The organism is Streptomyces solitudinis (genome assembly GCF_036323765.1).
Lineage (GTDB): Bacteria > Actinomycetota > Actinomycetes > Streptomycetales > Streptomycetaceae > Streptomyces.
Genome location: NZ_JAZDCW010000002.1, coordinates 171,663 through 185,445, shown reverse-complemented (window position 1 = coordinate 185,445; position 13,783 = coordinate 171,663). Strand labels below are relative to the sequence as shown.

At 74.5% G+C, this 13,783-nt stretch carries 11 protein-coding genes; 6 read left to right on the top strand and 5 right to left on the bottom strand.

Annotated elements, in window-relative coordinates; all coding sequences use genetic code 11:
- The first annotated feature begins 6 nt into the window (after positions 1-6).
- Complete coding sequence (locus V1J52_RS04505) at positions 7-567, top strand: DUF6114 domain-containing protein (protein ID WP_330138265.1); 561 nt, start codon at positions 7-9, stop codon at positions 565-567.
- A complete protein-coding gene (locus V1J52_RS04500; RefSeq protein WP_330138264.1) occupies positions 557-1,957 on the top strand; it encodes a hypothetical protein in 1,401 nt (466 codons plus the stop codon). The genes V1J52_RS04505 and V1J52_RS04500 overlap by 11 nt, the downstream gene beginning before the upstream one ends.
- Before the next feature lie 85 nt (positions 1,958-2,042).
- Here V1J52_RS04500 and pyk read toward each other — a convergent pair whose 3' ends face one another.
- Genes pyk through pta form a run of 3 tightly spaced genes read right to left on the bottom strand, consistent with a single transcriptional unit; the run spans position 2,043 to position 6,906 of the window.
- On the bottom strand, positions 2,043-3,467 hold the full coding sequence (gene pyk, locus V1J52_RS04495) for a pyruvate kinase (RefSeq protein ID WP_330138263.1): 1,425 nt from the start codon (positions 3,465-3,467) through the stop codon (positions 2,043-2,045).
- A gap of 53 nt (positions 3,468-3,520) precedes the next feature.
- Positions 3,521-4,780, bottom strand: a complete 1,260-nt coding sequence (locus V1J52_RS04490) for an acetate kinase (protein ID WP_330138262.1) — start codon at positions 4,778-4,780, stop codon at positions 3,521-3,523.
- Positions 4,777-6,906, bottom strand: coding sequence for a phosphate acetyltransferase (pta, locus tag V1J52_RS04485; RefSeq protein WP_330138261.1), 2,130 nt, complete (start codon positions 6,904-6,906; stop codon positions 4,777-4,779). Before pta ends, V1J52_RS04490 begins: the two co-directional genes overlap by 4 nt.
- A gap of 351 nt (positions 6,907-7,257) precedes the next feature.
- On the opposite strand from pta, the gene V1J52_RS04480 reads away from it, so the two are divergent.
- Positions 7,258-8,283 carry an ATP-dependent 6-phosphofructokinase gene (locus V1J52_RS04480; RefSeq protein ID WP_330138260.1) on the top strand — a complete coding sequence of 342 codons (1,026 nt, stop codon included), beginning with the start codon at positions 7,258-7,260 and terminating at the stop codon, positions 8,281-8,283.
- A 79-nt stretch (positions 8,284-8,362) separates the two neighbouring features.
- Here the strand turns inward: V1J52_RS04480 and V1J52_RS04475 are convergent, their stop codons facing one another.
- Both V1J52_RS04475 and V1J52_RS04470 read right to left on the bottom strand, forming a co-directional pair.
- A complete protein-coding gene (locus V1J52_RS04475; protein ID WP_330138259.1) occupies positions 8,363-9,055 on the bottom strand; it encodes a response regulator in 693 nt (230 codons plus the stop codon).
- Positions 9,052-10,671 (bottom strand): sensor histidine kinase, encoded by a 1,620-nt coding sequence (locus tag V1J52_RS04470; protein ID WP_330138258.1) that lies wholly within the window; start codon positions 10,669-10,671, stop codon positions 9,052-9,054. Before V1J52_RS04470 ends, V1J52_RS04475 begins: the two co-directional genes overlap by 4 nt.
- Positions 10,672-10,776: 105 nt before the next feature.
- Here V1J52_RS04470 and V1J52_RS04465 point away from each other — a divergent pair, with 105 nt between their 5' ends.
- From V1J52_RS04465 to V1J52_RS04455, 3 genes are all read left to right on the top strand, one after another.
- Positions 10,777-11,193, top strand: coding sequence for an OsmC family protein (locus V1J52_RS04465; protein WP_330138257.1), 417 nt, complete (start codon positions 10,777-10,779; stop codon positions 11,191-11,193).
- Between the two features lie 144 nt (positions 11,194-11,337).
- On the top strand, positions 11,338-12,015 hold the full coding sequence (locus V1J52_RS04460; RefSeq protein WP_330138256.1) for a TetR/AcrR family transcriptional regulator: 678 nt from the start codon (positions 11,338-11,340) through the stop codon (positions 12,013-12,015).
- A 99-nt stretch (positions 12,016-12,114) separates the two neighbouring features.
- A complete protein-coding gene (locus V1J52_RS04455; protein ID WP_330138820.1) occupies positions 12,115-13,770 on the top strand; it encodes an MDR family MFS transporter in 1,656 nt (551 codons plus the stop codon).
- Positions 13,771-13,783: the final 13 nt, after the last annotated feature.

Sequence of the window (13,783 nt, the reverse complement as noted above, 5' to 3'; positions counted from 1 at the left end):
GTATACATGAGCGCCGAGTCTCCGGGTCCCCGCGACGGCCGATTCACGCACCTGCGGCTGCGGTTCCGCGCCTGGCGGCGTAGTCGCCCGTTCTGGGCGGGCCTGCTGACCCTCTGGGGCGGTCTGCCGATCGCCTACCTTCCGTACCACGACTTCAAGCTCGGCCACCTCACGCTGACCATGGCCACCACGGCGGGCGCGGGCTCGCTCATCATCGGCGTGCTGCTGGTCACGCTGGGCCTGACGATGTGGTACCAGCAGCTCGTCCGCGTCTTCGCGGGCATCGCCTCGATCCTGCTCGCCCTGGTCTCCATCCCCGTCGCCAACCTGGGCGGCTTCGGACTCGGTTTCCTGCCCGCGCTCATCGGCGGCGCGCTGGCCGTGTCCTGGACCCCGGGCACGGAGCGGGCCGCCGGATCCGGCCACCACGGGGATCCGGGCCCGGACCCGGACCCCGGCACGCGGCCGGACGAGGGGGATACCGCGCCGCTGCCCGCCCCCGGGGACGAGTGGACGGGCGGCCCGGCCGTGGCTGACCCGAACGGGGGAACCCACCGTGCAGGCTGACGACGCGCCCGGCCGCGCCGCGCAGGACGGACCGCGCCACGCGGCCCCCCGGAAGTCGCTGTTCACGCGGATGCAGCTCCCGGCGGGCAGGGCCATCGTGCTGGCCGCGATGCCCAGCGCCCTGCTGGTCGGCATGGGGCTGACGCCGCGGCTCGCGCTCGCCGACGAGCAGCCGGTGAACCCCTTCGCGCCGGGACCCTGCGTCACGCAGCCGGACCGTCCGGAGGAGACGGAGCCGCCCGCGTCGCCGTCCCCCACGCCGGAACCGTCCGGGACGGCGGAGCCGGAGGAGCCCGGCGGTCCGCCGGACGCCGCCGGACCGGACGGGAGCGGCCCCGCGGAGACCGGGCCGGGCGGGACCGGGCCGGACAGCGGGACCGGGAGCGGCGCGTCCGAACCGGCGCCCGCGGAGAGCCGTGCCGCGCCGCCGGACGCCGGGGAACCGGCGCCGCCCGCGCCGCAGGCCGGCCCGGAGCGGGAGGAGCCGCGCCAGGAGGAGCCCGGGCCGACCCGGAGCCGCGACCCGTGGGACCCGCTGGGCCTCGGGGACGCGCTCAGGGACCTCCTCGGCGGGGAGGACGACGAGCCCGCGCCGCGTGCGGGCAGCCCCGCGCCGGGCACCGGGGAGACCCCCGGCGGCCGGGACGGCGGGGACCGGGACGGCGGCGGCCGGCCGGACGAGGCGCCCGCCCGCGGGGCGGAGTCCGGCGCCCCGCAGGAGTCCGCCGCCCCGGAGGAGTCCGCCGCCCCGGAGGAGTCCGGCGACACCGGGGCGCGCAGCACCGAACGGGCCATCCGGGAGGCGGCCAAGGAGGTCGGAGCCGAGGTCGAGGAGCTGGCGGAGGGCACCGGGGACGGGGCCGGGGCCGGTGCGGAGCCCACCGCGGAGCCCGACCCGGACGCCAGGCAGCCCTACCCCTGCCCGACGCCCGACCCGGAGGCGCTGGCGGCGGCCGAGCTGGAACCCGGACTGCCGCTGCTGCCCGCCGAGCCGTGGCGGCTGGAGAGCACCCGGCTGACGCTGACCGGGCTCGACTACCAGGGCATCGTGGAGGTCGCGACGGCCGCCGGCCCGAGGAAGGTCCTCAAGTTCACCGCCGACCGGCTGGACATCAAGGACCTGCACCAGATCGTGGTGGGCCCGGACGGCGCGACCGCCCACGTGAAGGGCGCGCCGGGCTCCACGTCCACCTTCCGCGACGGGACGGTGACGATGTACACCGAGGAGCTGAAGGGCAACCTCTTCGGGCTCATCCCGATCACCTTCAGCCCCCGCACCCCGCCCCCGCTGAACGTGCCGTTCGTGTTCTTCACCGACGTGCGGGTCACGCAGGCCGCGCAGTTCGGCGGCACGCTCACGATCCCCGGCATGGACCTGTACTACGACTGACCGCCCGCCGGGCGGCGGCCACGCGGGCCCGCACCCCCGGCAGGGGTGCGGGCCCGCGGGCGTACGACGGTCCCCGGGGGGTGCGTCAGCTGTCCTTGCCCAGGTGCAGGACGCGGACCATGTTGGTCGTGCCGACGACGCCGGGCGGGGAGCCGGCCGTCATGATCATCACGTCGTTCTCGTTGTAGCGCTGGAGCTTCAGCAGCTCCTGGTCCACCATCCCGACCATCGCGTCCGTGTTCTCCGCGTGCGGCACCACGTACGTCTCCACGCCCCAGCTCAGCGTGAGCTGGTTGCGGGTGTTCGGGTCCTCGGTGAAGGCGAGGATCGGCTGCTCGGCGCGGTAGCGCGAGAGCCGCCGCGCGGTGTCCCCGGACTTGGTGAAGGCCACCAGCGCCTTGGCCCCGAGGAAGTCCGCCATCTCGGCCGCCGCGCGGGCCACCGAGCCGCCCTGGGTGCGCGGCTTCTTGCCCGGCACCAGCGGCTGGAGCCCCTTGGACAGCAGCTCCTGCTCCGCCGCGATGACGATCTTGGACATCGTCTTGACCGTCTCCATCGGGTACTGCCCGACCGAGGACTCCGCCGACAGCATCACCGCGTCCGCGCCGTCCAGGATGGCGTTGGCGACGTCGGACGCCTCCGCGCGCGTCGGCCGCGAGTTGGTGATCATCGACTCCATCATCTGGGTCGCCACGATCACCGGCTTGGCGTTCCTGCGGCACAGCTCCACCAGGCGCTTCTGCACCATCGGGACCTTCTCCAGCGGGTACTCCACCGCCAGGTCGCCGCGCGCCACCATCACGCCGTCGAACGCGAGGACGACCTCCTCCATGTTCTCCACCGCCTGCGGTTTCTCCACCTTGGCGATGACCGGCACCCGGCGGCCGACCGCGTCCATGACCCGGTGCACGTCCCGCACGTCGCCCGCGTCGCGCACGAAGGACAGGGCGACCATGTCGCAGCCCAGCCGCAGCGCGAACTCCAGGTCGGCGATGTCCTTCTCGGACAGCGCCGGGACGTTGACCGCGGCGCCCGGCAGGTTGATGCCCTTGTGGTCGGAGACGACGCCGCCCTCGATCACGATGGTGTGCACCCGCGGCCCGTCCACCTCGGTCACCTGGAGGGCGACGTTGCCGTCGTTGATCAGGACGGCGTCGCCCTTGGAGACGTCACCGGCCAGGCCCTTGTACGTCGTCCCGCAGATGGTGCGGTCACCGGGGACGTCCTCGGTGGTGATGGTGAACTCCTCGCCCCTGACCAGTTCGACCGGCCCCTCGGCGAAGGTGGCGAGACGGATCTTGGGGCCCTGGAGGTCGGCGAGCACGCCGACGGCGCGGCCGGTCTCCTCGGCGGCCTTGCGGAGACGGGCGTACCGCTCCTCGTGCTCGCGCTGGGTGCCATGGCTCATGTTGAAGCGGGCCACGTTCATGCCGGCCTCGATCAGCGTCTTGAGCTGATCGTAGGAGTCAACGGCGGGACCCAGGGTGCAGACGATTTTGGAACGGCGCATGGGGCGATCCTATCGTTTTGTTTAGAAGCCAAACCTACTGGGGGTGATCCAGCTCACCCGTCGGCGTGCGCGACCAGGGCGTACGCCTGTGCGGCGATTTCCAGTTCCTCGTCCGTGGGTACCACGGCGACGGTCACCGGCGCGTCCGGCGGGGAGATCAGCCGCGGCGCGTCGGAGCGCTCGGCGTTCAGCCCGGGGTCCACCGCGAGGCCCAGCCCCGCCAGCCCGTCCACCGCTGCCGCCCGCACCGGCGCCGAGTTCTCGCCGACGCCGGCGGTGAAGGCGACTGCGTCCACCGTGCCGAGCACCGCGCTGTAGGCGCCGATGTACTTCTTCAGCCGGTGCACGTAGACGTCGAACGCCAGTTGCGCCCGCTCGTCGCCCTCGTCCACGCGCCGCAGGATCTCGCGCATGTCGTTGTCCCCGCACAGCCCGGCCAGTCCGCTGCGCTGGTTCAGCAGGGTGTCGACCTCGTCCACGGACAGGCCCGCCACCCGGACCAGGTGGAAGACGACCGCCGGGTCCACGTCGCCGGAGCGGGTGCCCATCACCAGGCCCTCCAGCGGGGTCAGCCCCATGGAGGTGTCCACGCAGCGCCCGCCGCGCACCGCCGAGGCGGAGGCGCCGTTGCCCAGGTGCAGCACGATGACGTTCACCTCCTGCGGCCGCTTGCCCAGCAGCTCGGCCGTGCGCCGCGACACGTAGGCGTGGGAGGTGCCGTGGAAGCCGTAGCGGCGGACGCGGTGCGCGTCGGCGGTCGCCACGTCGATCGCGTACCGGGCGGCGTGCTCGGGCATCGTCGTGTGGAAGGCGGTGTCGAAGACGGCGATCTGCGGCAGCCGCGGGTTCAGGGCGCGCGCGGTGCGGATGCCGGTGATGTTGGCCGGGTTGTGCAGCGGCGCCACCGGCACCAGCCGCTCGATCTCGGCCAGCACGCCGTCGTCCACCACGGTCGGCTCGGTGAACCGCAGCCCGCCGTGCACCACCCGGTGCCCGACGGCCGCGAGCCGCGGCGAGTCGAGCCCGTGCCCGTCCGCCGCCAGCTCCGCGGACAGCGCCTTCAGGGCGCTCTCGTGGTCGGGCACGGCGACCGTGCGCTCCCGGCGCCGCCCGCCCGCGGGGGTGTGCACCAGCCGGGACGCGTCCTCACCGATCCGCTCGACCAGCCCGGCCGCGAGCCGGGAGTCGTCGGCCATGTCCAGCAGCTGGTACTTGACCGAGGACGAACCGCAGTTCAGGACGAGGACGCGGGTGGCGGCGCCGGGCGCCGGCCCGGTGCCGGGGGCGCGGTTGCCGTCGGGGGCGTCGGTCATGCGGAGGGGTTCCTTCCCTGGGCCTGGATGGCGGTGATGGCCACGGTGTTGACGATGTCCTGCACGAGCGCGCCGCGCGAGAGGTCGTTGACCGGCTTGCGCAGCCCCTGGAGCACCGGGCCGACGGCGATCGCCCCGGCCGAGCGCTGCACGGCCTTGTAGGTGTTGTTGCCGGTGTTCAGGTCGGGGAACACCAGCACCGTCGCCTGCCCGGCGACGTCCGAGCCCGGCAGCTTCGTCGCCGCGACGGACGGCTCCACGGCGGCGTCGTACTGGATCGGCCCCTCCACCAGCAGGTCGGGGCGGCGGGTGCGCACCAGCTCGGTGGCCTGGCGCACCTTGTCCACGTCCGCGCCGCTGCCGGAGGTCCCGGTGGAGTACGACAGCATGGCGACGCGCGGCTCCACGCCGAACTGCGCGGCGGTGGCGGCCGACTGGATGGCGATGTCGGCGAGCTGCTCGGCGTCCGGGTCCGGGTTCACCGCGCAGTCGCCGTAGACGAGCACCTTGTCCGCCAGGCACATGAAGAACACCGACGAGACGATCGAGGCGTCCGGCTTGGTCTTGATGATCTCGAACGCGGGCCGGATCGTGGCGGCGGTGGAGTGCGCCGCGCCGGAGACCATGCCGTCCACCAGGCCCTCGCGCACCATCAGGGTGCCGAAGTAGGAGACGTCGGCCACCACGTCGTAGGCCAGTTCGTGGGTGACGCCCCGGTGTGCGCGCAGCTTGGCGTACAGCTCCGCGAAGCGCTCGCGCAGCGGCGAGGTGGCCGGGTCCACGATGCGGGCGCACGCCGCCAGCGACCCGCCGCCCCACTCGGCCTCCTCCGGTCCGAGCAGCCGCAGGTTGACGCCGAGTTCCGCGGCGCGCTTGCGCACCGCCTGCTCCTCGCCGAGGAGCGTCAGGTCGCAGATGTTGCGGCGCAGCAGGACCTCGGCGGCGCGCAGCACCCGCTCCTCGGTGCCCTCGGGCAGGACCACGTGGCGCCGGGCCTCGCGGGAGCGCTCGATCAGCTCGTGCTCGAACATCATCGGCGTCACCCGGTGGGTGCGGACCACCGAGAGGCGTTCGGTGAGCTGCCGCGTGTCCACGTGCGTCTCGAACAGCCCGAGGGCGACCTCCACCTTGCGGGGGCTCGCCGCGTTCAGCTTGCCCTCCAGCGAGAACAGCCCGGCGGCGGTGGGGAAGGAGCCGGTGGGGACGGCCAGCACGGGGGTGCCGGGGGCGAGCCGTTCGGCGAGCGCCATGGTCTCCTCGCCCGGGTACTGGTCGAGGGTGAGCAGCACCCCGGCGATCGGCGGCGCGCCCGCGGAGTGCGCGGCGAGTGAGCCGATGATCAGATCGGCGCGGTCCCCGGGGGTGATGACCATGCAGCCCTCGGTGAGCGCGGGCAGGAAGGTGGGGAGCATGGCGCCGCCGAAGACGAAGTCGCGGCAGTCGCGGGACAGCCCCGCCGGATCGCCGAGCAGCACCCGGGCGCCCAGCTCGTCCACCACCTGCTGGACGGTCGGCGCGGCCAGCGCGGGCTCCTCGGGCAGCACGAACACGGGCTCGGGCAGGTGGCGGCCCAGCCAGCGGGCGGCCTCGGCGGCGTGGCCGTCGCGCACCCGGTTGGCGATGGTGGCCAGGACCTCGCAGCCCAGCGAGGTGAAGGCGTGGTGGGCGTTGCGCACCTCGGCGACCACGGAGTCGGCGCTCTGGTCCAGCCCCGCGACGACCGGCAGTACGGCCGCGCCCAGCTCGTTGGCCAGCCGCGCGTTCAGCGACAGCTCGGCGGGCAGGTTGGTGTCTGCGTAGTCGGTGCCCAGCACCAGGACGGCGTCGAAGCCGCGGGCGATCTCGTGGTAGCGGTCCACCAGCCGCGATATCAGCTCGTCGGTGCCGCTCTCGGCCTGGAGGGCGGCGGCCTCGTCGTAGCCGAGGCCGGTCATCGTGCCCTGCGGCTGGGAGAGCCGGTAGCGGCTGCGCAGCAGGTCCAGCAGCGGGTCCGGGCCGTCATGGGCGAGCGGGCGGAAGACGCCCACCTTGCCGACCTGCCGGGTCAGCAGCTCCATGACCCCCAGCTCCACCACCTGCCGGCCGTCGCCGCGGCCGATGCCGGTTACGTACACGCTGCGCGTCACGCGGGGCTCTCCTCGCTCTCTGCGTTCCTGGCCGTCCACCGCCCGGCTCCGGGCGTCCGGGCCGGCTGCGTCATCCGGGCCGACTGCGTCATCCGACCGTCCGCCCGGACCGTCCGCCCGTGCCGTAGCGCTTTCCCGGGGGAGCGGGACGGACGCCCGCGGGCCCGCGAGCGTCAACCCGGGCACCGGGAAAGTACCCGTTTTGACCCGGCTATGCCCTTGACGGTACCCATCGCCCCCCACGCGCCGCGCGCCAGGCCACAGCATTCGGACAGCCAGGGCCGCGGCGGGCCGGACGTGAAACAATCCCCCCGGCCATCGGACCGTCCCCGACCAGGAGTAACGATCAGCATGCGTATCGGAGTCCTCACCGCCGGCGGCGACTGCCCCGGCCTGAACGCCGTCATCCGCTCGGTCGTGCACCGGGCCGTGGTCGATCGCGGTGACGAGGTCATCGGCTTCGAGGACGGCTACAAGGGCCTGCTCGACGGCCGCTACCGCGAACTGGACCTGGAGTCCGTCGGCGGCATCCTCGGCCGGGGCGGCACCATCCTCGGCTCCGCCCGGCTGGAGCGGGGGCGGCTCGCCGAGGCGTGCGCGAACGGTGAGGAACTCCTCGGCCGCCTCGGCATCGACGCGCTCGTCCCGATCGGCGGCGAGGGCACCCTGACGGCCGCCAGCATGCTCGCGCAGGCCGGTCTGCCCGTGGTGGGCGTGCCCAAGACCATCGACAACGACATCTCCGCCACCGACCGCACCTTCGGCTTCGACACGGCGGTCGGCGTCGCCACGGAGGCCATGGACCGGCTCAAGACGACCGCCGAGTCCCACCAGCGCGTCATGGTCGTGGAGGTCATGGGCCGCCACGCCGGGTGGATCGCCCTGGAGGCGGGCATGGCCGGCGGCGCGCACGGCATCTGCCTGCCCGAGCGGCCGTTCCAGGTGGACGCCCTGTGCAAGATGGTCGAGGAGCGGTTCTCCCGGGGCAAGAAGTTCGCCGTCATCTGCGTCGCCGAGGGCGCCCGCCCGGCCGAGGGCTCGATGGCCTACGAGAAGGGCCAGATCGACCAGTACGGGCACGAGCGCTTCACCGGCATCGGCAACCGCCTCGCCCGCGAGCTGGAGGACCGCCTCGGCAAGGAGGCCCGGCCCGTCATCCTCGGCCACGTCCAGCGCGGCGGCACCCCGACCGCCTACGACCGGGTGCTGGCCACCCGCTTCGGCTGGCACGCGGTGGAGGCGGCGCACCGCGGCGACTTCGGCATGATGACGGCCCTGCGCGGCACGGAGATCGTCATGACGCCGCTGGCCGACGCGACGCGCGAGCTGAAGACCGTCCCGCAGGACCGGATGGACGAGACCGAAGCGGTGTTCTGAGCGGTGGCGGACGGGCCCGGTCCGGTCCGGGCGCGTCCGGGCTGGTCCGGGCTGGTCCGGCGGCGGGCGGAACCGCCCCTCAGCCCCTTCCGGCCCAGCGGTACACGTGTTCCGGGCGGCCCTGGCCGCCGTAACGCGGCGCCCGCCCGGCCAGGCCCTGCGCGGCCAGGTGCTCCAGGTAGCGCCGCGCCGTCACCCGGGATACCCCCGTCAGCTCGCCCACCGCGCTCGCGGAGAGCCCGGCGGGCGCCGCGCGCCGCAGGTGGCCCACCACGGCCTCCAGCGTCGTCGCGCTCAGCCCCTTGGGCAGCGGTCCGCCGACGCTGCCGCGCAGCGCCGCGAAGGCCCGGTCCACGTCCTGCTGCGCCGTCGCCCCGGCGCGCGGGACCAGCTCCCGGCGGAAGTCGGCGTACCGCTCCAGCTTGTCGCGGAAGGCGGCGAACGCGAACGGCTTCATCAGGTACTGCACCACCCCGTGGGCCACCACGGAGCGCACCACGCCCGCGTCCCGCGCGGAGGTGACGGCGATGACGTCGGTGAGGTCCGCTGTGCCCCTGCGCGTCCGCAGCGCCCGGCAGACGTCGAGCCCGGTCATGTCCGGCAGGTAGAAGTCCAGCAGCACCAGGTCCACGGCCTCCCGCTCCACGAAGTCCAGCGCCTCCCGCCCCCGGTGCACGGCGCCCACGGCCGTGAAACCGGGCACACGGTCCACGAACTGGGCGTGCGCGTCCGCGATGCGCGGGTCGTCCTCGACGACCAGGGTGGTGATCATGACGCTCCGCAGGGTCGTCTCCGTCGCTCGCCGCGCGGCCGCAGCCGGACGGTGAACACCGCGCCGCCGCCGGCGGCGACGTCGGCCTCACCGTCATAGCGGTTGATGACCTGGGTGACCAGGGCGAGGCCGAGCCCCCGTCCTCGCACGCCCCCCGGGCCGCCCTTCGTGGAGAAGCCCCGGGTGAAGATCGCGTCCAGGTGCGCGCGGTCCACGCCCCGCCCGGAGTCCGCCACCCGCACGAGCAGGCCGCCGTCCGGCTCGGAGCGCACGGTGACGGCCACCCGGCGCGGCGGGTCGCCCGCGAGGGCGGCGTCGATGGCGTTGTCCGCCAGGTTGCCCACCAGCGTGACGAGGTCGCGGGCGGCGAACGGCGACGGCTCGGCCTCCGCCACCGCGGTGTCCTCGGTGACCTCCAGTTCCACGCCCTTCTCGGCGGCCTGCGCGGCCTTGCCCAGCAGCAGGGCCGCGAGCGCGGGCTCGGCGACCGCGCCCGTCAGCCGGTCCGCGAGGTGCTGCGCCGAGGCCAGCTCGACGGTGGCGAACTCCACGGCGTCCGCGGGGCGGCCCAGCTCGATCATCGTCACCACCGTGTGCAGCCGGTTCGCCGACTCGTGGGCCTGGCTGCGCAGCGCCTCGGCGAAGCCGCGCACCGAGTCCAGCTCCCCGGCGAGCGCCTCCAGCTCGGTGTGGTCGCGCAGCGTCGTGACGGTGCCGAGCGGGCGCCCGTCCTTCTCGATCCGCTCCTGGCTGGCGACCAGCACCCGGTCCCGGTACACGCACAGCTCGTCGTGCACGGGGGTGCCCGAGGCGAGGAGGGGGCCGAGCGGTCCGTCGATCCGCAGCGCCGCCACCGGGCGTCCCTCGGAGCGGTCCGGCAGCCCGAGGAGGCGGCGGGCCTCGTCGTTGGCCAGGGTCAGCCGCCCGGCCGGGTCCACGATGACCAGGCCCTCGCGTACCGTGCGCAGCACCGCGTCGTGGTGCTCGTACAGGCGGGCTATCTCCGGGGCGCCGAGTCCGAACGTCTGCCGCCGCAGCCGCCGGCTGACCGCCCACGACCCGGCGGCGGCCAGCGCCAGCGCCCCGCCGCAGACGGCGGCGACCGGCACCATGCGGCGCCGCACGTCCCCGCCTATCTGCTCCTGGAGGATGCCGACGGACAGCAGCCCCAGCAGCCGCCCGTCCGGCGTGCTGACGGGCACGACGGCCCGCACGGAGGGGCCGAGCGTGCCCGGGTACGTCTCGGTGACGGGCCGGCCCTCCAGCGCCGGGCCGACGGTGCCGACGAACCGCTCGCCGAGGCGGTCCGGGTCCGGGTGCGAGTACCGGGTGCGGTCCGGTGCCATGAAGACGACGAAGTCGGTGCCGGTGGCTCGGCGCACGGACTCGGCGAGCGGCTGGAGCGTGCGCGTGGGGTCCGGCAGGGCGAACGCGGCCCGCACGCCCGGCAGCTCCGCCAGCCCGGAGCTGAGGGTGAGCACCTCGCGTTCGGCGTCCCCGGCGCTGTCGTCGCGGGCGTCCAGCACGACGAGCAGCCCCCCGCCGGCGACGAGGACGACGATGACGGCGAGCTGGAGGACGAGGAGCTGCCTGGCGAGGCTCGCCCGGGTGCGCATGCCGTCATTCTGGCAGCCCGCCGGACGGCCCCCCCGCCCGCCGGGCGGGGCGGCGCGGCACTCCGTGGAGTCGCGGAGCGCGCCGAGTCGCCGGACACTGGCGGCATGACGGCTGACCAGCGCACGCTGTACACGACGACCGCCCGTTCGCTGCCCGGCCTGGAACGGGTGCAGATCGAGGACGAGGCCGACCTGCGGCTGGCCGTGTCCACCCCGGCCGGGCTCGGCGGGGCGGACGGGGCCGAGGGCTGGAATCCGGAGCGGCTCTACGCGGCGGCGCTGGCCACCTGCATGCACCAGGCGGTCGAACTGGCCGCGGGCACCCGGGGCGCGGACACGGCGGACAGCCGCGTCACCGCGCGGGTGGCGCTGGAGCACGACGGGTCCCTGCGGTACTCCTTCGAGGCGCGCCTCACCGTGGAGCTGCCGCGCCTGGACGCGGACGAGCGCGCGGCCGTGATCCGGGAGGCGGTGCGCAGCTGCCCGATGGCGCGGGGCGTCGAGGTCGGCGAGGACGGATGAGGGCGCCGGGGACTGCCGGGGCCTGACCCGGTCCGGCTCCGGTCCCGTCTCCGGCTCCGGCTCCGGTCCCGGCTCCGGTCCCGGGGACGGGCTCGGACCCGGGCCATTTTTGCAGGATCTGCATTTTTGCGTACCCTGCAATGTGTGACCGACACTCCCCACCCCGGCCTGCGCGAGCGCAAGAAGCGGGCGACCCGGACCGCCCTGGCCGAGGCCGCCGTACGGCTGGCCGCCGAGCACGGCGCCGAGCACGTCACGGTGGAGGCGATCAGCCAGGCCGCCGGCGTCTCGCCGCGCACGTTCTTCAACTACTTCGACAGCCGCGACGACGCCTTCGTCATGCTCGACGCCGAGGTGGGGGAGCGGGTGCGCCGCGCCGTGCTGGAGGCGCCCGCCGCCCTCTCGCCGCTGGAGGCCGTCCGCGACGCGCTGGCCGCCGAGCTGGCCGACCTGGAGGAACGCCACGAGCTGTGGCACCTGCGCGGCCAGGTCCTGCACCGGTCCCCGCACCTGCTCGCCCGCAGCCTCGGGGCCCACATGACCGACGAACGCGGGCTCGCCGCCGCCGTCGCGGAGCGGCTGGGCGCGCCGCCGCGCCCCCGGACGGACGGTGCCCCCCGGGCGGACGGCGGCGGGTGCTCCGCCCCGGACGCGCCCGCGGACCTGGCCCTGTACCCGCGCGTCGTCGCCGCCATGGCCGCCACCGCCGTGCGCGTCGCCGTCCAGCACTGGAGCGAGAACCAGGACACCGGACCGTTCCCGGAGGTCTTCCGCCGGGTCTTCGAGCAGCTCGGCGCCGGGCTGTCCGCGCCCGCGTCCTGACGAGACGCCCGCGCCCCTCAGTACCCCCACCCCTCACCGAAGAAGAAGGACTCCGTGACCGCAACCGACGCGCGGGAGGCCCAGGCGCCGCCCGCCGCCATGACCAACCGCCAGATACTCCAGGCGATGTCCGGCCTCATGGCGGGCATGTTCGTCGCCATCCTGGCGGGGACCGTGGTGGCCAACGCGCTGCCGCGCATCATCGCCGACCTCGGTGCCAGCCAGTCCGCCTACACCTGGGTCGTCACCTCCGAGCTGCTCGCGATGACGGCGACCGTCCCGCTGTGGGGCAAGCTGTCCGACCTCTACAACAAGAAGCTGCTGCTCCAGCTCTCGCTGGGCATGTTCGTCGTCGGCTCGCTGCTCGCGGGCTTCTCGCAGGACGTCGGCACGCTGATCTTCAGCCGGGTCTTCCAGGGCATCGGCGCCGGCGGACTGACCGCCCTCGCCCAGGTCGTCATGGCCGCGATCGTCCCGCCGCGCCGGCTGGGCAAGTACGCGGGCATCTTCGGGGCCGTCTTCGCCGTCGGCACCGTCACCGGACCGCTCGTGGGCGGCGTCATGGTGGACACCCCGTGGCTGGGCTGGCGCTGGTGCTTCTTCGTCGGCGTGCCCTTCGCCCTGCTGGCCATCGTGCTGCTCCAGCGCACGCTGAAGCTGCCCACCGTGCGGCGCGACGCCAAGGTGGACTACCTCGGCGCCTTCCTGCTCGTCGCGGGCGTGTGCGCGCTGCTCATCTGGACCACGCTGGCGGGCAACGAGTTCGCCTGGGCGTCCTGGCAGACGGCGGCCCTGACCGGTGGCGGCGCGGTCCTGCTGGCCCTGGCCGTGTACGTGGAGGGCCGGGTGCCCGAACCCGTCATCCCGCTCGGCATCTTCCGCAACCGGACCGTCACCCTCACCACCGTCGCCAGCCTCTTCGTCGGCGTGGCGATGTTCGGCGGCACCGTCTTCCTCTCGCAGTACTTCCAGCTCGCGCTCGGCAAGTCGCCGACGGTCGCCGGGCTGATGAGCCTGCCGATGGTCGGCGGCCTGCTGGTCTCCTCCACCGTGGCCGGGCAGGTCATCAGCGCCACCGGCCGGTGGAAGGTGTACCTCGTCGCGGGCGCGGCCGTCATGACGGCCGGTCTCGGGCTGCTGTCCACGATCGGCGCCGACACCGGCTTCGGCGAGCTGAGCCTCTACATGGCGGTGCTGGGCGTGGGCGTCGGCCTGCTGATGCAGAACCTCGTGCTGGCGGCGCAGAACGACGTGGCGGCGGCCGACCTGGGCTCGGCCACCTCCGTCCTGTCCTTCTTCCGCAGCATGGGCGGCACGATCGGCACCAGCGTGCTGGGCGCCGTCCTCGCGCACCGGGTCGCTGACGAGATGTCCGCGGGCCTGGGCGACGCGGGCGTCGCTCCTCAGGCCGGGGGCGGTGCGCACGGCGCGGTGCCGGACGTCTCCACGCTGCCCGGACCGGTCCGGGAGGTCGTGGAGCAGTCCTACGCGGCCGCGACGGCCGACCTCTTCCTGGTCGCCACGCCGTTCGCCGTGCTGGCACTCGTCGCGGTGGTGTTCCTCAAGGAGAAGCCGCTCAAGACGACGAGCGGCATGCAGCGGCTGGCGGAGGAGACCGCGGCCGGGCACACCACGGCCGGGGACAGCGCGGCGGCGAACGCCACCGGGGACACCGTGGCGGACGCGGCGGGGGAGGGGGCCGGGAGGCCCGGCCCCGAGGACGACGCCACCGTCCCCGCGGGCTCGGCGACCTGACCGGCGCGGCCCC

Bases quoted from the DNA above. Each gene is read 5' to 3' on its own strand.
- V1J52_RS04455 (WP_330138820.1), top strand. From the start codon at position 12,115: ATGACCAACCGCCAGATACTCCAGGCGATGTCCGGCCTCATGGCGGGC.
- pyk (WP_330138263.1), bottom strand. From the start codon at position 3,467: ATGCGCCGTTCCAAAATCGTCTGCACCCTGGGTCCCGCCGTTGACTCC.
- V1J52_RS04490 (WP_330138262.1), bottom strand. From the start codon at position 4,780: ATGACCGACGCCCCCGACGGCAACCGCGCCCCCGGCACCGGGCCGGCG.
- V1J52_RS04470 (WP_330138258.1), bottom strand. From the start codon at position 10,671: ATGCGCACCCGGGCGAGCCTCGCCAGGCAGCTCCTCGTCCTCCAGCTC.
- V1J52_RS04480 (WP_330138260.1), top strand. From the start codon at position 7,258: ATGCGTATCGGAGTCCTCACCGCCGGCGGCGACTGCCCCGGCCTGAAC.
- V1J52_RS04465 (WP_330138257.1), top strand. From the start codon at position 10,777: ATGACGGCTGACCAGCGCACGCTGTACACGACGACCGCCCGTTCGCTG.
- V1J52_RS04475 (WP_330138259.1), bottom strand. From the start codon at position 9,055: ATGATCACCACCCTGGTCGTCGAGGACGACCCGCGCATCGCGGACGCG.
- V1J52_RS04505 (WP_330138265.1), top strand. From the start codon at position 7: ATGAGCGCCGAGTCTCCGGGTCCCCGCGACGGCCGATTCACGCACCTG.